General features: G+C 65.8%; 14 protein-coding genes and 1 pseudogene. 12 read left to right on the top strand and 3 right to left on the bottom strand.

Features of this window, described 5'->3' with window-relative positions; genetic code table 11:
• Positions 1 to 249 precede the first annotated feature (249 nt).
• From HWX03_RS26870 to HWX03_RS26835, 8 genes and pseudogenes are all read left to right on the top strand, one after another.
• Positions 250 to 2,172 carry a PrkA family serine protein kinase gene (locus HWX03_RS26870; protein WP_174388863.1) on the top strand — a complete coding sequence of 641 codons (1,923 nt, stop codon included), beginning with the start codon at positions 250 to 252 and terminating at the stop codon, positions 2,170 to 2,172.
• 125 nt (positions 2,173 to 2,297) lie between these two features.
• Positions 2,298 to 3,566: a YeaH/YhbH family protein gene (locus HWX03_RS26865; RefSeq protein WP_175873319.1), complete on the top strand. Its 1,269-nt coding sequence runs from the start codon at positions 2,298 to 2,300 to the stop codon at positions 3,564 to 3,566.
• Entirely contained in the window at positions 3,563 to 5,242 is a 1,680-nt protein-coding gene (locus tag HWX03_RS26860; protein ID WP_175819877.1) for a SpoVR family protein, read from the top strand. Before HWX03_RS26865 ends, HWX03_RS26860 begins: the two co-directional genes overlap by 4 nt.
• Positions 5,243 to 5,477: 235 nt before the next feature.
• A complete protein-coding gene (locus tag HWX03_RS26855) occupies positions 5,478 to 6,782 on the top strand; it encodes an MFS family transporter (protein ID WP_175819876.1) in 1,305 nt (434 codons plus the stop codon).
• 361 nt (positions 6,783 to 7,143) lie between these two features.
• A complete protein-coding gene (locus HWX03_RS26850) occupies positions 7,144 to 9,081 on the top strand; it encodes a rhomboid family intramembrane serine protease (RefSeq protein ID WP_244132794.1) in 1,938 nt (645 codons plus the stop codon).
• A gap of 215 nt (positions 9,082 to 9,296) precedes the next feature.
• Positions 9,297 to 10,112, top strand: a complete 816-nt coding sequence (locus tag HWX03_RS26845) for an ABC transporter substrate-binding protein (protein WP_006476062.1) — start codon at positions 9,297 to 9,299, stop codon at positions 10,110 to 10,112.
• A 97-nt stretch (positions 10,113 to 10,209) separates the two neighbouring features.
• Complete coding sequence (locus HWX03_RS26840) at positions 10,210 to 10,932, top strand: amino acid ABC transporter permease (RefSeq protein ID WP_174430357.1); 723 nt, start codon at positions 10,210 to 10,212, stop codon at positions 10,930 to 10,932.
• A gap of 2 nt (positions 10,933 to 10,934) precedes the next feature.
• Positions 10,935 to 11,627 (top strand): annotated as a pseudogene (locus tag HWX03_RS26835) (amino acid ABC transporter permease); the annotation flags it as partial.
• Here the strand turns inward: HWX03_RS26835 and HWX03_RS26830 are convergent.
• Entirely contained in the window at positions 11,622 to 12,887 is a 1,266-nt protein-coding gene (locus tag HWX03_RS26830) for a M23 family metallopeptidase (RefSeq protein ID WP_175873318.1), read from the bottom strand. The pseudogene HWX03_RS26835 and the gene HWX03_RS26830 overlap by 6 nt on opposite strands.
• Before the next feature lie 338 nt (positions 12,888 to 13,225).
• Entirely contained in the window at positions 13,226 to 13,873 is a 648-nt protein-coding gene (locus HWX03_RS26825) for a TetR family transcriptional regulator (protein ID WP_175873317.1), read from the bottom strand.
• Positions 13,874 to 14,024: 151 nt separating this feature from the next.
• Here HWX03_RS26825 and HWX03_RS26820 point away from each other — a divergent pair, with 151 nt between their 5' ends.
• From HWX03_RS26820 to HWX03_RS26810, 3 genes are read left to right on the top strand one after another with little or no spacing between them, the layout of a single operon-like run.
• A complete protein-coding gene (locus HWX03_RS26820) occupies positions 14,025 to 15,227 on the top strand; it encodes a MexX/AxyX family multidrug efflux RND transporter periplasmic adaptor subunit (protein ID WP_175873316.1) in 1,203 nt (400 codons plus the stop codon).
• 15 nt (positions 15,228 to 15,242) lie between these two features.
• Positions 15,243 to 18,383 (top strand): multidrug efflux RND transporter permease subunit, encoded by a 3,141-nt coding sequence (locus tag HWX03_RS26815; protein ID WP_175873315.1) that lies wholly within the window; start codon positions 15,243 to 15,245, stop codon positions 18,381 to 18,383.
• The gene (locus HWX03_RS26810) at positions 18,383 to 19,843 is read left to right on the top strand and encodes an efflux transporter outer membrane subunit (protein WP_175873347.1); all 1,461 of its coding nucleotides are present in this window, start codon (positions 18,383 to 18,385) and stop codon (positions 19,841 to 19,843) included. Before HWX03_RS26815 ends, HWX03_RS26810 begins: the two co-directional genes overlap by 1 nt.
• A gap of 599 nt (positions 19,844 to 20,442) precedes the next feature.
• On the opposite strand, the gene HWX03_RS26805 is transcribed toward HWX03_RS26810, so the two are convergent.
• Positions 20,443 to 20,667 carry a hypothetical protein gene (locus HWX03_RS26805; RefSeq protein WP_175873314.1) on the bottom strand — a complete coding sequence of 75 codons (225 nt, stop codon included), beginning with the start codon at positions 20,665 to 20,667 and terminating at the stop codon, positions 20,443 to 20,445.
• A 23-nt stretch (positions 20,668 to 20,690) separates the two neighbouring features.
• Between HWX03_RS26805 and HWX03_RS26800 the strand changes: the two genes are divergently transcribed.
• Positions 20,691 to 21,203 carry a fimbrial protein gene (locus tag HWX03_RS26800; RefSeq protein WP_011545365.1) on the top strand — a complete coding sequence of 171 codons (513 nt, stop codon included), beginning with the start codon at positions 20,691 to 20,693 and terminating at the stop codon, positions 21,201 to 21,203.
• The last annotated feature ends 111 nt before the right edge of the window (positions 21,204 to 21,314 follow it).

Genomic DNA, 21,314 nt, shown 5'->3' with positions numbered 1-21,314 from the left:
CGGAGGTGTCCAACGCACGAGACGTTTCGATGTTCGACGAGACGCGGCGGATGCAGTTTCTGCGACTCGGGAGGTCGATTGTAAAACGACGAAATGCGTTGTCCAAGCGGTGTTGTCGAGAATGACGAACTTCATACGAAGAGTTCGTGAAAAAAAATAAGAAAGGGTTTAGGATGAATTCGAACGCGCTTGCTTCTGCGCAGTCATACGAGGGCAGGCACGTCTTCAGACTCAGGCGAGGGAGGTAGCATGGATATTTACAGCAGCTTCGCGAACCGCTTCGAAAAAACGCGAGAGGAAGAGCTCTCGCTGGAGGAGTATCTCGCGCTCTGCAAGAACGATCCATCCGCGTATGCGACGGCGGGTGAACGCATGCTGGAAGCAATCGGGGAACCTGAACAGATCGATACCCGCAACGAGCCGCGCCTGTCGCGGATCTTCGCGAACAAGGTTATCAAGGTCTATCCCGCGTTCCGTGAGTTCTACGGAATGGAGGAAGTGATCGAGCAGGTGGTCGCGTACTTCCGCCACGCTGCGCAAGGTCTGGAAGAGAAGAAGCAGATCCTCTACCTGCTGGGCCCGGTGGGCGGCGGCAAGTCGTCGATCGCCGAACGCCTGAAGCAACTGATGGAGCGCGTGCCGTTCTATTCGCTGAAGGGTTCGCCCGTCAACGAATCGCCGCTCGGGCTGTTCGACTACGACGAGGATGGTCCGATCCTCGAGGAACAGTACGGCATTCCGCGCCGCTACCTGAAAAGCATCCTGAGTCCGTGGGCCGTCAAGCGCCTGCACGAATACAACGGCGACATCCGCCAGTTCCGCGTGGTGCGACGCTATCCGTCGATCCTGCGGCAGGTCGGCATCGCGAAGACGGAGCCGGGCGACGAGAACAATCAGGACATCTCGTCACTGGTCGGCAAGGTCGATATCCGCAAGCTCGAACAGTACGCGCAGGACGATGCCGACGCATACAGCTACTCGGGCGGCCTGTGCCTCGCGAACCAGGGCCTGCTCGAATTCGTCGAAATGTTCAAGGCGCCGATCAAGGTGCTGCACCCGCTGCTGACCGCCACGCAGGAAGGCAACTTCAAGGGCACCGAAGGTTTCGGCGCGATTCCGTTCGACGGCGTGATTCTTGCGCACTCGAACGAATCGGAGTGGAAGGCTTTCCGCAACAACCGCAACAACGAGGCACTGCTCGACCGGATCTTCGTCGTGAAGGTGCCGTACTGCCTGCGCGTGTCGGAAGAGATCAAGATCTACGAGAAGCTGATCCGCAATTCGTCGCTGGCCGAGGCCGTATGCGCGCCGGGTACGCTGAAGATGATGTCGCAGTTCTCGGTGCTGTCGCGCCTGCATGAGCCAGAGAATTCGAGCCTGTTCTCGAAGATGCAGGTGTACGACGGCGAAAACCTGAAGGACACCGATCCGAAGGCGAAGTCGTACCAGGAGTATCGCGACTACGCGGGCGTGGACGAAGGGATGACGGGCGTATCGACGCGCTTCGCGTTCAAGATCCTGTCGCGCGTGTTCAACTTCGATACGAGCGAGGTCGCGGCCAACCCCGTGCACCTGATGTACGTGCTCGAACAGCAGATCGAACGCGAGCAGTTCCCGCCGGAAACCGAGCAGAAGTACCTGTCCTTCGTGAAGGACGTGCTCGCGTCGCGCTACGCGGAGTTCATCGGCAAGGAGATCCAGACGGCGTATCTCGAGTCGTATTCGGAGTACGGCCAGAACATCTTCGACCGCTACGTCACGTATGCGGACTTCTGGATCCAGGATCAGGAATTCCGCGACCACGACACGGGCGAGAGTTTCGACCGCGCCGCGCTGAACGCGGAACTGGAGAAGATCGAGAAGCCGGCCGGAATCAGCAATCCGAAGGATTTCCGCAACGAGATCGTGAACTTCGTGTTGCGCGCACGGGCGGCGAACGCCGGCAAGAACCCCGTGTGGACGAGCTACGAGAAGTTGCGCGTCGTGATCGAGAAGAAGATGTTCTCGAACACCGAGGAACTGTTGCCGGTGATTTCATTCAACGCCAAGGGTTCGGCGGAGGAGCAGCGCAAGCATGAGGACTTTGTGAACCGGATGGTCGCGAAGGGCTATACGCCGAAGCAGGTGAGGCTGCTTTGCGACTGGTACCTGCGCGTGCGCAAGTCGTCATGACGCGCGCGGTATCGCGCCCGTGCGGCGAGTCCGTACGGGTGCTTTCAGAGGCGCCGCCCGCATGACGGCAGACGGCATGCGCGGCGAGTGCCCCGGCAGATCGATTTTCGAGCGGGAGACCGGGAGTGCTTCATCAAATCATCGACCGCAGGCTGGCCGGCAAGAACAAGAGCATCGCCAATCGCGAACGCTTCCTGCGTCGCGTCAAGAACTACATTCGTCGTGCCGTGTCCGACGCGGTGCGCGACCGTAGCATCAAGGATATCCAGAGCACGCAGAGCATCACGATCCCGCGCAAGGACATCGCGGAGCCGAATTTCCGGCACGCGCCGGGCGGGCGTCGTGAATACGTGCACCCCGGCAACGAGGACTACACACGCGGCGACAAGATCCCGCGTCCGCAGGGCGGCTCGGGCGGCGGCGGCAGTCAGGCCAGCAACGAGGGCGAAGGGCAGGACGACTTCGTGTTCGAGCTGTCGCGCGACGAGTTCATGCAGTACTTCTTCGACGATCTCGAACTGCCGCGCCTCGTGAAGACGCACCTGCTGACGGTGCCGAGCTGGAAGAACGTGCGTGCGGGCTGGTCGGCGGAAGGCACACCGAACAACATCGACGTCGTGCGTTCGCTGCGCAGCGCGCTCGGCCGGCGCATCGCGCTCGGCTCGCCGCTCGTCAACGAGCTGCGCGAGCTCGAGGCGCAGCTCGAGGTGATGAAGAGCGATCCGGAAGACCGCCGCGCGGAAATCGCGACGCTCGAGGCCGAGATCCATCACCTGAAAGGGCGCATCTGGCGGATTCCGTTCATCGATCCGTTCGACCTGCGCTACATCAACCGCGTGAAGCAGCCGCAACCGTCGAGCCAGGCCGTGATGTTCTGCCTGATGGACGTGTCGGGCTCGATGGACGAGCAGCGCAAGGATCTCGCGAAGCGCTTCTTCATCCTGCTTTACCTGTTCCTCAAGCGCAACTACGAGCGCATCGAAGTGGTGTTCATCCGTCATCACACGCGCGCCGAGGAAGTCGACGAAGAGACCTTCTTTCATTCGACCGAAAGCGGCGGCACGGTCGTGTCGAGCGCGCTCGAACTGATGCGCAAGGTGATGAACGAGCGCTACTCGCCGACCGAATGGAACATCTACGGCGCGCAGGCGTCCGACGGCGACAACTGGACTGACGATTCGCCCAAGTGTCGCAAAATCCTGGAAGAGGATATCCTCACCAAGACGCGTTACTTCGCGTATATCCAGGTCGCGCCGGAAGAGCAGAACCTGTGGCTGGAATATGCGCAACTGGCCCTGTCGCAACCGCATCTCGCGATGAAAAAAGCGGAATCGGCTGCGGACATTTACCCGGTGTTTCGCGAATTGTTCGAAAAGCAGCTGGAAATGTCATGACGACCCGCCATCTGCACAACGAGTCGCGCGGCTACGCGCCGCGCCCTTCCGGCGACGACACGGCCGGCCCTGCCGCACCGCAGCAACGCGTGCAGGCCGAACCGCCGCCGCCGGCCGCCGACTTGCCCGGTTCCGGGCAAAAGGAAGCGCGTATGAACGTTGCCGAACGCAAGCCACTGCCGTGCCCGTCCGACTGGACGTTCGAATTGCTCGAGGAATACGACACGCACATCTCGCAGGTCGCCGAACAATACGAGCTCGACATCTACCCGATCCAGCTCGAACTAATCAGCGCCGAGCAGATGATGGATGCGTACGCGTCGGTCGGGATGCCGGTCAACTACCGTCACTGGTCGTTCGGCAAGCACTTCCTCGCGACCGAGAAGAGCTACCGCCGCGGCCAGATGGGCCTGGCATACGAAATCGTCATCAATTCGAACCCGTGCATCGCGTATCTGATGGAAGAGAACACGATGACGATGCAGGCGCTCGTCATCGCGCACGCGGCGTACGGGCACAACTCGTTCTTCAAGGGCAACTACCTGTTCCGGCTGTGGACCGACGCGCACGCGATCATCGACTATCTCGTGTATGCGAAGAACTACGTCGCGGAATGCGAGGAGCGCTACGGCCTCGATCGCGTCGAGGAGCTGCTCGACTCGTGCCATGCGCTGATGAACTACGGCGTCGACCGCTACAAGCGGCCGCAAAAGCCGTCGCTTTCGAAGGAAGCGGCGCTGCGGCGCGAGCGCGAGGCGTACCTGCAGTCGCAGGTGAACGAACTCTGGCGCACGCTGCCGGGCAAGAAGCCCGAGCTGACGGAGGAACAGGAAGGCCGCTATCCGCCCGAGCCGCAGGAGAACCTGCTGTATTTCGCGGAGAAGAACGCGCCGCTGCTCGAACCATGGGAGCGGGAAGTGATCCGCATCGTGCGCAAGATCGGCCAGTATTTCTACCCGCAGCGGCAGACGCAGGTGATGAATGAAGGCTGGGCGACGTTCTGGCACTACACGCTGCTGAACACGCTGTACAACCAGGGCAAGCTGGAAGACGGCTTCATGATGGAGTTCCTGCATTCGCACAGCAACGTGGTCTACCAGCCGCCCGTCACGAAGCCGTACTACAGCGGGATCAACCCGTATGCGCTCGGTTTCTCGATGATGAGCGACATCCGAAGGATCTGCGAAGCGCCGACGGAAGAGGACTACAAGTGGTTTCCGGAGATCGCGGGCACCCCGTGGCTGCCGGCGATGCACTACGCGATGCGCAACTTCAAGGACGAGAGCTTCATCGCGCAGTACCTGTCGCCGAACCTGATTCGCGAAATGCGGCTGTTCTCGGTGCTCGACGACGACATGCGCGATTCGCTCGAAGTGTCGGCGATTCACGACGAGTCCGGCTACCAGTATGTGCGGCAGGCGCTGTCGCGGCAGTACGACATCCATCATCGCGAGCCGAACATCCAGGTGTGGGCGGTGAATACGCGCGGCGACCGCAGCCTCACGCTGCGCCACTTCATGACCGACAACCGCCATCTGTCGAACGACAGCGAGGAAGTGCTCAAGCACATGGCGCGGCTCTGGCAGTTCGACGTGTACCTGGAAAGCGTCGACGAGGCCGGCACCGTGCGCAAGCGCTATGAGTGCCGCTACGTGCCGCCGGAAGTGCGCGTGTGATCGTCGCGGTCGGACATGTTTGCATCGGACGCCAGCCTGACGGCTGGCGTTTTCATATGACGAACGCATGGCGGGAGAAAAATTTTCTACATCCGGACGAACCCGGAAAGCCTGTTACTTTACATTTCGCTAAAATCCCGTAGCGCCGTGCGCCGGAACCGGTGCCACGTGCGACCGCACGCGGCGGCTCCCCAGCCGTCTCGCCCAGAAAGTACTAAAAGGAACAGACCAACCCATGGACGTCCAGACCGACCAAGCTGCGCTGTCCGCGCATGACACCCGGCGGCGCGTGTTCGCCATCGTCGGCGCCTCATCGGGCAACCTCGTCGAGTGGTTCGACTTCTACATCTACTCGTTCTGTGCGCTGTACTTCGCGCCGGCGTTCTTCCCGAGCGGCAACACGACGACGCAGCTGCTGAACACGGCCGGCGTGTTCGCGGCCGGCTTCCTGATGCGTCCGATCGGCGGCTGGCTGTTCGGCCGCATCGCCGACCGTCACGGCCGTCGCGCGGCGATGATGATCTCGGTGCTGATGATGTGCGGCGGCTCGCTCGTGATCGCGGTGCTGCCGACCTATGCGCAGATCGGCGCGTTCGCGCCGGCGCTGCTGCTGGTCGCGCGCCTGTTCCAGGGCCTGTCGGTGGGTGGCGAGTACGGGACGAGCGCGACCTACATGAGTGAAGTGGCGCTGAAGGGCCGTCGCGGCTTCTTCGCGTCGTTCCAGTACGTGACGCTGATCGGCGGCCAGCTGTGCGCGCTGCTGGTGCTCGTGATCCTGCAGCAGACGCTGTCGACCGGCGAGCTGAAAGCATGGGGCTGGCGCATTCCGTTCGTGGTCGGCGCGGCGGCCGCGCTGATCTCGCTGTACCTGCGCAAGTCGCTCGACGAGACGTCGACGAGCGCATCGCGCGACAAGAAGGATGCCGGCACGATCCGCGGCGTGTGGCAGCACAAGGGTGCGTTCTTCACGGTGGTCGGCTTCACGGCCGGCGGCTCGCTGATCTTCTACACGTTCACGACGTACATGCAGAAGTACCTTGTGAACACGGCCGGCATGCACGCGAAGACGGCCAGCAACGTGATGACCGTCGCGCTGCTCGTCTACATGCTGATGCAGCCGGTGTTCGGCGCGCTGTCCGACAAGATCGGCCGCCGCACGTCGATGATCCTGTTCGGTTCGTTCGCGGTGATCGGCACGGTGCCGCTGATGCATGCGCTGAAGGACGTGACGAGCCCGGTGGCCGCATTCGTGCTGATCACGGTTGCGTTGGCGATCGTCAGTTTCTACACGTCGATCAGCGGCCTCATCAAAGCCGAGATGTTCCCGCCCGAAGTGCGCGCGATGGGCGTGGGCCTGTCGTATGCGGTGGCGAACGCGATCTTCGGCGGCTCGGCCGAGTACGTCGCGCTGTGGTTCAAGTCGATCGGCAGCGAGGAAACCTTCTACTGGTACGTGACCGTGCTGTGCGCGATCTCGCTGATCGTGTCGTGGCGGATGCGCGATCCGAGCAAGGAAGGGTATCTGCGCCACGAGCCGTGATCGGCCGCGCGTTGCGCGTACTTGCATGATGACGAACGTCCCGCCGGTTGGCGGGACGTTTTTTTTTGCGGCGTGCGATGACGCGCGCGGCGGCATCCGCGGTTCGACCCGGGAAGTGCCGGCATGAGCGTGCCGCGTCATATCGATATGGAAATCGATTCGTTGTCCGCGGCGCGCGATTTCCTTAATCTGACTGCGTAGTTCGTGTGACACCTCCTTGACTGGGATTCGCGCCCGCTGCTTGCAGCGGGCGTCTTTTTATCCCGGATCCGTCGGCCGGTGTCGCCACGTTCTCGTGACGGGACGCGAAATATAATGGCGCTCGCGCGGTTTGCGCGCGGCAACCCATACCAAGATCCCTATGAGAGAACAACAACAACGCCCGATGCCGTGGCTGACGATTCTGCTGGTCGTCGTCAATGCGGTCATCTTCCTGCTGATGTGGCGGCAAGCGTCGTATGGCCCGCTATCGAACGGGCTCCTGCTCGACTGGGGCGCGAACTTCGCGCCCTATACGCTCACCGGGCAGCCGTGGCGGCTGCTGACCAGCGCGTTCCTGCACGGTGGCTGGACGCATCTCGCACTGAACCTGTACATGCTCGTCGTGCTCGGCACCGTGCTCGAACGCGTCGGCGGAACGCTGCGATTCGGCGTCGTATACCTGCTGTCCGCACTCGGCGGCTCGTTGCTGAGCGCGCTGTGGCACGGCTATCACGAGGTCGGCAGCACCAGTCTCGCGTTCGGCGTCGCGCTTCAGACGAGCGGCATCAAGCCGGTCGTGAGCGTTGGCGCGTCGGGCGCGCTGATGGGGCTCGCCGGTGCGGCCGCGGCATTCGCGTTGCGCCGCGCGCGCGAAGGCGGACACGACGCGCCGGCGGTGATCAACCTCGGCGCAGTCGGGCAGGTGATCGCGATCAATCTGCTGTCGGGCTTCTTCATCGGCGGCATCGACCAGGCCGCGCATCTCGGCGGCGTGATCGCCGGCTTCGTCGCCGGCTGGCTGATCTACGGGGCCGGCCGGTCGGGGCAGGCCCGCAGCGGTGTCGTCGTGCCGCTCGTGCTCGCGGTGCTCGGCAGCGTCGCGATGCTGTTCGCCGCGCAGCGGGCCGGCAGCGAGGAATTGCAGACGTGGCGCGTCGAGATGGATCGAGAGATGGCGCACGACGCCGCACAGCGTCAGGCGAAACGGCAGGCGGCTGCGATCGACGCGCAGATCCGCGACGAAGAGCAGCACCGTCCCGCACCGGTGTCGGCCGAGCAGGCCGCGGGCACGGTCGTGCCGATCGGCAAGTCGCCGTACGCAATGGTGCTCGGCGCATCCGGCAAGCGCCTGTACGTGACCGACATCGACGCGAACTCGCTCGTCGTCGTCGACGTCGACCGACGCGCGGTCGTGCGCACGATCGCGGGCGAGCCGTTCAAGACGGGGCTCGACGGCTGCCCGGGCAATATGTGCCGCGGGCGCGGCGCGAGCGGCGTGTATGTGAGCCCGGACGAGCGGTACGCCTATGTCGCATCGATGCGCGAGAACGGCCTCGTGCGCATCGACCTGAACAGCGGCGCGATCGTCGACGGCGTGGCGCTGGGCCGGTTTCCGCGCGCGATTGTCGCGTCCGCGTCGAACGACAGGCTCTACGTGCTGAACAGCCTCGATGACACGATCTCCGTCGTCAGCCTCGCGCATTGGCCGCAGGTCGTCGCGACGCTGCCGCTCGGCGAGCACGATGCGGCGGGCGTCGAGTTCGGCCGCGCGCTGTCGATGTGGTTGTCGCCCGATGGCCGGCGGCTGTATGCCTACGCGATGCAGAAGGGCGCGATCGTTGCGTTCGATACGGCGACGAACGCCCCGGTCCAGACCTATCCGGTCGATCAGGATTTCATTCAGGCGACGCCGGGCGCGAATGGCGCGGGAACGTGGTTCTACAACGCGTCGTCGGTGCAGTGGCGCGACGCGTCGAGCCTCGCCGCGCGCGACAGCTATCCGGTCTGCCAGACGTCGATGCACAGCTTCGACGGCAACGGCGACGGCACGCTGATCGCGGTGACCGGATACGACGACAAGCCGTTGCGCGTGATCAAGACCGCGACGCGCCGCACGGTTGGCGAATTCCCGGTCGCGGGCGGCGTGTCGCAGGCAATCTTCGCGCCGGATCACCGCACGCTGTTCGCACTCGGCGTATCGGGCACGCTGTCGTTCCTGAGCATGGACCGCTCGCTCGACTACCTGCAGGACAATGGCGACGGCGAATTCCTGTGTGCGGTGTCCGCCGCCGGCGGCACGGATGATGGCGGCGAGTGACTGCGAGCGCGGCACGGCGCGATGAACGCGCGCGCCAAATGCGTCAGCCGCGCCTCATCACGAAACCCGCAGAGCAAAGCACCATTTGTTGGTTCGGATTCGCCGCACGCGCTGATACGTTAGCGGCTTCGCGACGACACACTCCGTCGCGATGTGCTTCGAACCGTGCCGCCGCGCGATCCGCGGCGGCCCCCATAACAAATCAGGTCGTGCTCATGAAAATCAACACGCTCGCTACGTGGCTCGTCGGGGTCGCGCTCGTTACCGCAGGCACGGTCGCGCATGCGGACCGTCTCGACGACATCAAGAAGGCCGGCGTGCTGCGCGTCGCGACGTTCGACAGCAATCCGCCGTTCGGCTATGTCGACGCGAAAAGCAACCACATCGTCGGCCTCGACGTCGATTACGCGAAGGCGCTTGCCGACAAGCTCGGCGTGAAGCTGCAACTGCAACCGACCAACCCCGCGAACCGCATCCCGTTCCTGACGTCCGGCAAGGTCGACCTCGTGCTCGCGAACTTCACGATCACCGACGAGCGTGCGAAGCAGGTCGACTTCAGCATTCCGTATTTCTCGTCGGGCCAGCAGTTTCTCGCGAAGAAGGGCGTGCTCAAATCGGCCGACCAGTTGAACGGCCTGCGCGTCGGCGCGGACAAGGGCACGACCAACGAGATCACGCTGCGCGAGAAATTCCCGAAGGCGACGATCGTCGCGTACGACGACACGCCGTTCGCGTTCGCCGCGCTGCGCGCCGGCAACGTGCAGGCGATCACGCAGGACGGCCCGAAGCTGATCGGCCTGCTCGCGAACGTGCCCGATAAGCAGAACTACGAGATTCCGGCGTTCACGATCTCGAACGACTACATGGGCGTCGGCGTGCCGAAGGGCGAAACGCGCCTGCTCGGCTTCGTCAACGACACGCTGAAGGGGCTCGAGGCGAACGGCCGCGCCACGCAGATCTACGACGCATGGTTCGGGCCGACGACGAAAACGCCGCTCACGCGCATTTTCCGTATCGGCGACAAGACCTGATCGGTGGTCCCGCACGCGCGCCGCGACCGGCCTAAACATCGGCCGCGCGGCGCTTTTCGTTTTCATCCGACCGCGCGCGTCGTGCGCGCTCCCCAGCATGCTCGGGTTGGCTCCCAAATATCTGTCCTGGCTCTGGCAGGGCTTCCTGCTGACACTCGGCCTCGCGGCCGCGTCGGCCATCGCCGCGACCGTCGGCGGGCTGCTGCTCGCCGTCATGCGGCATGCGCGCGGCAGGGCACCGCGCATAGTCGCCGCCGCGTACGTCGTCGCGTTCCGCAACACGCCGCTGCTCGTGCAGTTGCTGTTCTGGTATTTCGGCGTCGCGTCGTTGCTGCCCGATACGTGGATCGCGTGGCTCAATGCGCGCCATGCGGTGAGCGCGGGCCCGTTCACGCTCGCGTGGCCGTCGTTCGAATTCGTCGCGGGCTGGGTCGGCCTGAGCGCCTATACGGCTGCATTCGTTGCCGAGGAATGCGAGGCCGGCCTGCGCGGCGTGCGGCGTGCGCAACACGATGCGGCGGCCGCGCTCGGCCTCACGCCGATGCAGTCGCTGCGCTACGTGGTGTTGCCGCAGGCCGTGCGCATCGCGCTGCCGCCGCTGTTCGGCCAATACATGAATCTCGTGAAGAACTCGTCGCTCGCGATGGCGATCGGCGTCGCCGAGCTGTCGTATGCGTCGCGGCAGGTCGAGACGGAAACGTTCAAGACGTTCGCCGCGTTCGGCGTCGCGACGCTGCTGTACGTCGCGGCGGTGGCCGCGATCGAGGCCGGTGCGTATGCGGCCACGCAATGGCGCGACCGGCTCGGAGCGGGGCGCTGACGATGGACCTTTCGCTGCTTTTCTCGAATCTGCCGTACCTATTGGTCGGCGCGTTTCCCGACGGCCCGCTCGGCGGCGCCGCGCTGTCGCTGGTGCTGGCGCTCGCGAGCGCCATTGCCTCGGCCGTGCTCGGCGTGGCGCTCGGCGTCGCGATGGCGCTCGCACGCGGCCCGGCGCGCGTGCTGCTCCTCGCGTTCATCGGCTTCTTCCGCGCGATTCCGGTGCTGATGCTGATCTTCTGGACGTATTTCCTGATGCCCGTGCTGCTGCACATGGACGTGCCGGGGCTCGCGACGGTCGTGTGCGCGCTGGCGCTGATCGGCGGCGCGTATCTCGCGCATGCGGTGCATGCGGGGATCGTCGCGGCGGGCGACGGGCAATGGCAGGCCGGGCTGTCGCTCGGGCTCACGCGCTGGCAGACGGTGCGCTACGTGCTGCTGCCGCAGGCGATCCGGATCATGACGCCGTCGTTCGTCAACCAGTGGGTCGCGCTCGTGAAGGACACGTCGCTCGCGTATATCGTCGGCGTGCCGGAACTGTCGTTCGTCGCGACGCAGGTGAACAACCGGCTGATGGTGTATCCGGCGCCGATCTTCCTGTTTGTCGCGGTGATCTATCTGGTGCTGTGCACGTCGCTCGACGGCGCGGCGCGGTGGTTGTTGGCGCGAGGCCCGCGCGCGGCGCGTGCGTCACGACGCCGAGTAGTGCGTATCGAAGACGGCGCGCAGCGTCGATCGGCCGGTGGCGAAATCACCCCACAGCGGCCCGTCGGTCTGCGCGAACGCGAACGGCGTCGTACTGATCGACGCGAGGCGGAAGCGCCATTGCGCGGCTTCCTGGCGGAACGCGGTGAGCTGCATGTCGGACAGCGCCGTCTGCGCGCTCGCGAGCGTGACGAGCGGATCGACCGGATCGTTCGCGACACGCACCTCGAAATGCAGGTGCGGGCCCGTCGCGGCGCCCGTCATCCCGACCGAGCCGATGCGCTGGCCCTGCTTCACCGTTTCGCCGGTCTTGAGCCCGTGAGCGAACGCGGACAGGTGCGCGTAGTAGGTCGAATAGCCGTCCGCATGATCGACGATCACATAGCGGCCGTAGCCGCCCGGATCGGTGCCGACGAACGACACGACGCCGTCGGCCGCCGCATCGACCGGCGTGCCGCTCGGCGCGGCGAGATCGACGCCCGTATGGAACGCCATCGCCTGCGACAGCGGATGGATGCGCTCGCCGAAGAACGAGCTGATGCGCGTCCACTTGACCGGCATCGTGAACGCGGCAGCTTCGAGCGGCGAGCCGTCGAGCGTGTAGTACGCACCGTGCTCGGCGCCCGGCGCGCGGAACCAGATCGCGCCGAACGTGCGGCCGGCGACGCGCAGCTCGAGCGCGGTGAGGCGCGGCGTGCCGTCGTTCGTGTCGAACGCGACGCGGTAATAATCGCCGCGCTGCGCACTCGCGCGCATCGCGACCTTGCCGGTGACGAGATCGCCGAGCTGGATGCGCACTTCGGGCGGCACGTCGAGACGGTTCAGCGTATCGGACAGCGTGAGCTCGATGTCGCCCGCGCGCATCCCTTGCTGGTGTTCGGGCGACGCGAACTGGAACAGGCTCGCGTAGCCGAGCATGTCGTTGCGATGCGCGCTGAGCGGCGCGAACAGGCCCGGCTGCAGGCTGCGCTCGTTGCGATCGAGGTGTTCGTTGCGCTCGCCGAGCGTGCGGGCGAGCTCGCTCGTCACGAAATGCTGCGCGGTAGGAAACGGTGTATCGGACAGCACGCGCTGCGGCAGCGCGGCCGTGCCCGAGTCGACGGCGCCCGGCAGTTGCGACACGGCCGGCAGCGCGGCGGCGAGGCCGAATGCGGCGAGGGCGCCGAGCACGGCAGCCGGCACGAGCGCGCGCACGGCGCGCTGCGCGCGGCCGGGCGCGACGGCGTCAGGGGTTGCGACAGACTTGACCAAGGTGTCCACATCCAGGAAAGCGGTTCAAAGGGGTGTGGGCGGGGGCCGCCGGCGGCACATCCGTCGAACGGCGACGGGGCGGGCGGCGGGCGTGCAACAAAACAGGCCCCGCCAGGGGCCTGTGTCGTTTCCGTTCGACCCAACGCGCGGGGCGGGCCCGCTTCGAACGGCGGCGTGCATACCGGGTCGAACCCGGTTATCACGAAGACGCTAAAGAAAGATGACAGCGTCAGTCTACCGATGTTCCGCGAAACGTTAAAAATTTTAAAGGGGGTCAGCTCATTCGTTTCGCAGTGCGGTAAGTCGGGTTAAATCAGCATTTGTTACGACGATTTTCGTCAGTCCGGCAATTTTTGCGCGCGTCGGCGCAGGGCGGCGGAAGTGCGGACGGTGTCGAAGCCGGCGTCGAGCATCGCCTCCGCGTCGTTCCACAGGTTGCCGCGCAGCCGGTTGGTCCAGATCATCGACGCGAACACGCCTTCGAGCAGCGACACGAGATAGACGGCGGCCAGATGCACGTCGAGATCGGCGGCGACTTCGCCGGCCGCGATCGCGCGGCGCAGCAGCGCCTTCGTGATGCGCAGCATCTGCAGCTCGAGCAGCATGCGGCGCCGCTGCAGCGCGCCGTTTTCCTCGCTCTGCTCGCACTTCGTATAGAGGATCACGAGCACGCGCTGCATCGGGCCCGGCGCGCCGCATTCCTGCAGGTAGTGCGACGCGGCGCGCCGCAGCGTCGCGAAGGGCGGCAGGCCGTCGCCCGCGTCGAAACCTTCCGACGTGCGCGCGAACGCGCGGTCGCACATCGCCAGACACACTTCCATCTTGTTGCGGTAGTGGCCGTAGACGGCGCCGCGCGACATCCCGGCGGCCTCGGCGAGGTCCGCCATCGCGGTCTGCGCGACGCCTCTTTCGAGCAGCACGAGCTCGGCGGCGTCGAGGATCCGGTGCTTGATAGCGAGCGATTCTTCCCGGGTCTTGCGGGCCATGTCGTGAAATTCCTTACAGTTCGCTGTCGTTTTATTGAGACAGTGTGCCAGTCACATTGAAACAGCGCGTATTTAATCAGTCGTGACTGATTATAATCGGCCACCCTGAGCCGCCGCATTGTATCGGCGGCGAATGATCCGAGGTCAGAACATGAATAACAAACGCACCCTGTGGCGCCGCATGCGGCTGGCGCCGTTCGCGCTCGCGGCCCTGCTGGCCGTGACCGGATGCGGAAAGGGCGACAAGGACACCGCGCCGGAGACCGCGAAGCAGGCCACCGTCGTGACGGTGCGCCCGACGGCCGTGCCGATGACCGTCGAACTGCCGGGCCGGCTCGACGCATACCGGCAGGCGGAAGTCCGCGCGCGGGTCGCGGGCATCGTCACCGCACGCACCTACGAGGAAGGCCAGGAAGTGAAGCAGGGCGCGGTGCTGTTCCGCATCGATCCCGCGCCGCTGAAGGCCGCACGCGACGCCGCGCAAGGCGCGCTCGCGAAGGCGCAGGCCGCCGTGCTCGCGGCGACCGACAAGCGCCGCCGTTACGACGATCTCGTGCGCGATCGCGCGGTGAGCGAGCGGGACCACACCGAAGCCGTCGCGGCCGATACGCAGGCGAAGGCCGAGGTCGCGTCCGCGAAGGCCGAACTCGCGCGGGCGCAACTTCAGCTCGACTATGCGACCGTCACCGCGCCGATCGCGGGCCGCGCACGGCGCGCGCTCGTGACCGAGGGCGCGCTCGTCGGCCAGGACCAGGCGACGCCGCTCACGACCGTCGAGCAGCTCGATCCGATCTACGTGAACTTCTCGCAGCCGGCCGCCGACGTCGACGCACTGCGTCGCGCGGTGAAGAGCGGGCGCGCGACGGGCATCGCGCAGCACGACATCGCGGTGACGCTGCTGCGCGCCGACGGCACCGCGTATCCGCTGAAGGGCAAGCTGCTGTTCAGCGATCTCGCGGTCGATCCAACCACCGACACCGTCGCGATGCGCGCGCTGTTCCCGAATCCGGAGCGCGAGCTGCTGCCGGGCGCGTATGTGCGGATCGCGCTCGACACGGCGGTCGACCAGCGGGCGATCCTCGTGCCGCGCGACGCGCTGCTGCGCACGACCGACCGCACGTCGGTGCGTGTCGTCGGCGTGAACGGCAAGGTCAAGGACGTCGAGGTCACGGCCGACCAGATGAGCGGCCATGACTGGCGCATCACGCGCGGCCTCGCGGGCGGCGAGCGCGTGATCGTCGACGACGCCGCGCAGTTCGCGCCCGATACGGCCGTCAAGCCCGTCGAAAAGGCGCCGCCGTCGAAGGCGGCGCCGGCAGCGGCCGCTTCGCAGGCGGCCGCCCGTCAAACCTGATCGGTTCAAACCAACATGGCACGTTTCTTCATCGATCGCCCCGTCTTCGCGTGGGTGATCGCCATCTTCATCATGCTGGGCGGCCTGTTCGCAATTCGCGCGCTGCCCGTGGCGCAGTACCCGGACATCGCACCGCCCGTCGTCAGCATTTATGCGACGTACCCGGGCGCGTCCGCGCAGGTCGTCGAGGAATCGGTGACCGCGCTGATCGAGCGCGAGATGAACGGCGCGCCGGGGCTGCTGTATACGTCCGCGACGAGCAGCGCCGGGGCGGCGTCGCTGTACCTGACGTTCAAGCAGGGCGTGAACGCCGATCTCGCGGCCGTCGAAGTGCAGAACCGGCTGAAGACGGTCGATGCGCGCCTGCCCGAGCCCGTGCGCCGCGACGGCATCCAGGTCGAGAAGGCCGCCGACAACATCCAGCTCGTCGTGTCGCTGACGTCCGACGACGGCCGGATGACCGACGTGCAGCTCGGCGAATACGCGTCGGCGAACGTCGTGCAGGCGCTGCGCCGCGTCGAGGGTGTGGGCAAGGTGCAGTTCTGGGGCGCCGAGTATGCGATGCGGATCTGGCCCGACCCGGTGAAGCTGGCCGGGCACGGCCTCACCGCGTCGGACATCGCGTCGGCCGTGCGCGCGCACAACGCGCGCGTGACGATCGGCGACATCGGCCGCAGCGCGGTGCCGGACAGCGCGCCGATCGCGGCGACCGTGTTCGCGGACGCGCCGCTGAAGACGCCGGCCGATTTCGGCGCGATCGCGCTGCGCGCGCAGCCTGACGGCTCCGCGCTGTTCCTGCGCGACGTCGCGCGCGTCGAATTCGGCGGCAACGACTACAACTATCCGTCGTACGTGAACGGCAAGGTCGCGACCGGGATGGGCATCAAGCTCGCGCCGGGCTCGAACGCGGTATCCACCGAGAAGCGCGTGCGCGCGACGATGGACGAGCTGTCCAGGTACTTCCCGCCGGGCGTGAAATACCAGATCCCGTACGAGACGTCGTCGTTCGTGCGCGTGTCGATGAACAAGGTCGTCACGACGCTGATCGAGGCCGGCGTGCTGGTGTTCCTCGTGATGTTCCTGTTCATGCAGAACCTGCGCGCGACGCTGATCCCCACGCTCGTCGTGCCGGTCGCGCTCGCGGGCACGTTCGGCGTGATGGTTGCGGCCGGCTTCTCGATCAACGTGCTGACGATGTTCGGGATGGTGCTCGCGATCGGCATTCTCGTCGACGACGCGATCGTCGTCGTCGAGAACGTCGAGCGGCTGATGGTCGAGGAAGGGCTTCAGCCCTACGACGCGACCGTCAAGGCGATGCAGCAGATCAGCGGCGCGATCGTCGGGATCACCGTGGTGTTGACGTCGGTGTTCGTGCCGATGGCGTTCTTCGGCGGCGCGGTGGGCAACATCTACCGGCAGTTCGCGCTGTCGCTCGCGGTGTCGATCGGTTTCTCGGCCTTCCTCGCGCTGTCGCTGACGCCCGCGCTGTGCGCGACGCTGCTCAAGCCGGTGTCCGGCGACCATCACGAGAAGCGCGGCTTCTTCGGCGGGTTCAACCGCTTCGTCGCGCGTGCGACGCAGCGCTACGCGACGCGGGTCGGCACGATGCTGAAGAAGCCGGTGCGCTGGCTCGTCGTGTACGGCGCGCTGACCGCGGCGGCCGCGCTGATGCTCACGCAACTGCCGACCGCGTTCCTGCCGGACGAGGACCAGGGCAACTTCATGGTGATGGTGATTCGCCCGCAAGGCACGCCGCTCGCGGAAACGATGCAGAGCGTGCGCGAGGTCGAGTCGGCCATCCGCCGCGACGAGCCGACCGCCTATACGTATGCGCTCGGCGGCTTCAACCTGTACGGCGAAGGGCCGAACGGCGGGATGATCTTCGTCACGCTGAAGAACTGGAAGGAGCGCAAGGCCGCACGCGATCACGTGCAGTCGATCGTCGCGCGCATCAACGAGCGCTTCGCGGGCACGCCGAACACGACGGTGTTCGCGATGAACTCGCCGGCGCTGCCCGATCTCGGTTCGTCGAGCGGCTTCGACTTCCGGCTGCAGAACCGCGGCGGGCTCGACTACGCGACGTTCAGCGCCGCGCGCGAGCAACTGCTCGCGGCGGGCGGCAAGGATCGCGCGCTCACCGACCTGATGTTCGCGGGCACGCAGGACGCGCCGCAACTGAAGCTCGACATCGATCGCGCGAAGGCGTCCGCGCTCGGCGTGTCGATGGACGAGATCAACACGACGCTCGCGGTGATGTTCGGCTCCGACTATATCGGCGACTTCATGCACGGCACGCAGGTGCGGCGCGTGATGGTGCAGGCCGACGGGCTGCACCGGCTCGATCCGGACGACGTGAAGAAGCTGCGCGTGCGCAACGCGCGCGGCGAGATGGTGCCGCTCGCGGCGTTCACGACGCTGCACTGGACGCTCGGGCCGCCGCAGCTCACGCGCTACAACGGCTATCCGTCGTTCACGATCAACGGCTCGGCCGCGGCCGGCCACAGCAGCGGCGAGGCGATGAGCGCGATCGAGCGGATCGCCGCGAAGCTGCCGGCCGGCATCGGCTATGCGTGGTCGGGGCAGTCGTTCGAGGAGCGGCTGTCGGGCGCGCAGGCGCCGATGCTGTTCGCGCTGTCGGTGCTCGTCGTGTTCCTCGCGCTCGCGGCGCTCTACGAGAGCTGGTCGATTCCGTTCGCGGTGATGCTGGTCGTCCCGCTCGGCGTGATCGGCGCGGTGCTCGGCGTGACGCTGCGGATGATGCCGAACGACATCTATTTCAAGGTGGGGCTGATCGCGACGATCGGGTTGTCCGCGAAGAACGCGATCCTGATCGTCGAGGTCGCGAAGGATCTCGTCGCGCAGCGCATGTCGCTCGTCGACGCGGCGCTCGAGGCCGCGCGCCTGCGGCTGCGGCCGATCGTGATGACGTCGCTCGCATTCGGCGTCGGCGTGCTGCCGCTCGCGTTCGCGTCGGGCGCCGCGTCCGGCGCGCAGATGGCGATCGGCACCGGCGTGCTCGGTGGCGTGATCACGGCGACCGTGCTCGCGGTGTTTCTCGTCCCGCTGTTTTTCGTGATCGTCGGCCGCCTGTTCGACGTCGGCCCGCGCCGGCGCGGCGGGTCGCAGCCGGCGACGATGGAGGGTTCGCAACCATGATGTTTGCGCTGAATGCACGCGCCGCGCGGCGGGTTCAGGTCGCGCTGGCCGCCGCGCTCGCGCTCGCCGGGTGCTCGCTCGCGCCGCGTTACGAGCGCCCGGTGACACCGGTGCCGGCGAGCTATGCGCCGGTCGACGGCAGTACTGCGCCAGTGGCCCAACCGGCCGCGGCGCAGGATGCCGCGCTGCTCGACGACTGGCATGCGTATTTCACCGATCCGGCGTTGCATGCGTGGATCGACGCGGCGCTCGCGAACAACCGCGACCTGCGGATCGCGGCCGGCCGGCTCGAGGAAGCGCGCGCGCTGTACGGCGTGCAGCGCGCGGATCGGATGCCGTCGGTCGACGCGAATCTCGGCTATGAACGCGCGCGCCAGTACGACCCGGTCGTGCGCGAAAGCGCGATCAGCGGGCTGTATCGCGCAGGCGTCGGCGTCAGCGCGTACGAGCTCGACCTGTTCGGCCGCGTACGCAACCTGTCCGACGCGGCGCTCGCCGAATACTTCGCGACGGCGGACGCGCAGCGCACGGTCCGCATCGGCGTGATCGCCGAAGTGGCGGGCGCGTACGTTTCCGAACGATCGTTGCACGAGCAACTGGCGCTCGCTCAGCGCACGCTCGAAGCCCGCGAGCGGATGGCCGCGCTCACGCAACGCCGCTATGCCGCCGGCACGAGCGACGCGATCGAGCTGCGCTCGGCCGAGATGCTGGTGGCGTCCGCGCGCGCGTCGCAGGCCGGGCTGCAGCGCGAGCATGCGCAGGCCGTACGGGCGCTGCAACTGCTGGCGGGCGATTTCGCGCACAACGTGCCCGACGACGCGACCGCGCTCGACACGCTGTCGATCGCGCCCGTGGCGCCGGGCGCACCGAGCGAATTGCTCGAACGGCGGCCGGACGTCCGGCAGGCCGAGGCACGGCTGAAGGCCGCGAACGCGAACATCGGCGCGGCGCGCGCGGCGTTCTTCCCGCGCATCGCGCTGACGACCGACTACGGCTCGGTGAGCGACGCGTTCTCGAGCCTGTTCGCGGCCGGCACGAGCGTATGGACGTTCGCGCCGCGCATCACGCTGCCGATCTTCGCGGGCGGACGCAATCGCGCGAACCTCGACGTCGCGCACGCGCGCAAGGACATCGCGGTCGCCGAATACGAGAAGGCGGTGCAGACCGCGTTTCGCGAAGTGGCCGATGCGTTCGCCGCGCGCGACTGGATCGACCGGCAGCTTGCCGCGCAGCAGGACGTGTATGCGGCGGACGGCGCGCGACTGAAACTCGCGGAGCGTCGCTATGCGGGCGGCGTCGCGACCTATCTCGAGCTGCTCGACGCGCAGCGCAGCACGTACGAGTCGGGACAGGAGCTGATCCGGCTCAGGCAGCTCAGGCTGGCGAACGCGATCGCGCTGTACCGTGCGCTCGGCGGCGGCTGGGCGCCGGCATCGGCGGAGGCCGCGGCTTCCGCGTGATGGGCGATTCGTTGCCTGACACCGCAGTGTGTCGGGCGAGATGACGGCGGCCGTACGATTCGACGTGCGGCCGCCGCTTCGACAGGGCGTGTTGCCCGTCGTACCGCCGATCGTCATCGGCGCTTCCTTTCGCTGGTCCGCGCACCCTTTTCCTCTCTCGGCAGGGCGGAAGGGCTGCTTTCGTCGCCACCCGCATCTGGCAACCAATCGTGTCGCCCGCCGGCGCAAACGTGTGCCGCGTCTCTTCCTTTTTCATCTCGTCCAATCCGGCATGCCAGCCGCGTTCCGGCGGCCGCGAATGCCGGCGATTCCCGATTGGTAATTGACGATCGAATTAATCAATGTATTGTAATTAATGGCGGCGGCAAAGTGTCGCAGTAAAACGTTTGTATGCTTCTCGCAATCGTTTGCGCGATAAATCCGTATTGATGAAATGCCGGCGTTAATTTCCTGTCAGTTGAAAATGATCCGATATTCATGTTGTGATCGAACAACGATGGCGGCTCTGGACAATGTTTTGTCCTTTGGGTGGTGGTCCAGCGCAAGCCAATGCCGGCAAGGGAGAGCGCGGCATCGACGATTATCGGCAAGAAATTCCCTTAATCTTCAATCGGTTCCGGAAAATCAAAAAGGACTGCGGATAAAAATCCCGGATTGAAAATGGAAAGGAAGGAATGAGGTTTTAGAGGGATAAATCGAACATTGTCAGATGCATTTGACAATGATTTACAGAAATCTTTCACGGTTATCTCGATAATGCCGCCTCGTGTCGGACGGGAGCCACCACACGCTGCCGTTTGTGTCCGCCACGTCGTCCATTCCATTTGCACTCCTTACGGGAAACGTCATGAAAAAATCCATCCTGAGCGCTGTCGCACTCGCGGCCCTGTCCACCTCGGCGTTCGCAGCGGGCACCGGCACGATCAACTTCACGGGCGAGATCGTCGCGGGCGCATGCGGCATCGATTCGAACTCGGTCAACCAGACCGTGCAGCTCGGCAAGGTGCCGACCAACAAGTTCAAGCAAGCCGGCGACAAGTCGGACCCGGTGTCGTTCGACATCAAGCTGACCGACTGCGACACCAGCATCGCGCAGAACGCGTACTTCACGTTCACGGGCACGTCGAGCGCCGGCCAGCCGAAGCTGCTCGCCACGATCGGCTCGGCCACCAATGTCGGCATCCGCCTGCAGGCCGCGTCGGGCGAATACCTCGACAACGGCGCCGAGCAGAAGGCGCCGACGCTGCTGCAGAACGGCACGAACACCGCACGCTTCGCAGCGATGTACGAAGCGACGGCAGCCGGCGTGACGCCGGGTACCGCCGACGGCGTCGCGAATTTCACGGTCCGCTACCAGTAAGCGTCCGTACCGGAGGAGGGATGCGTGCATCCCTTCCTCCTTCATCTTTCCTCCCGTTTTCCTTCTCCCTGGACTCCCGGTAGCGCCGCGTGCGAATCAGACATTCCTTCC

The organism is Burkholderia sp. BCC0397 (assembly GCF_902832865.1).
Taxonomy (GTDB): Bacteria; Pseudomonadota; Gammaproteobacteria; order Burkholderiales; family Burkholderiaceae; genus Burkholderia.
Note: the sequence above shows the minus strand (reverse complement) of the source record. Positions and strands in the feature narration are given on the sequence as shown.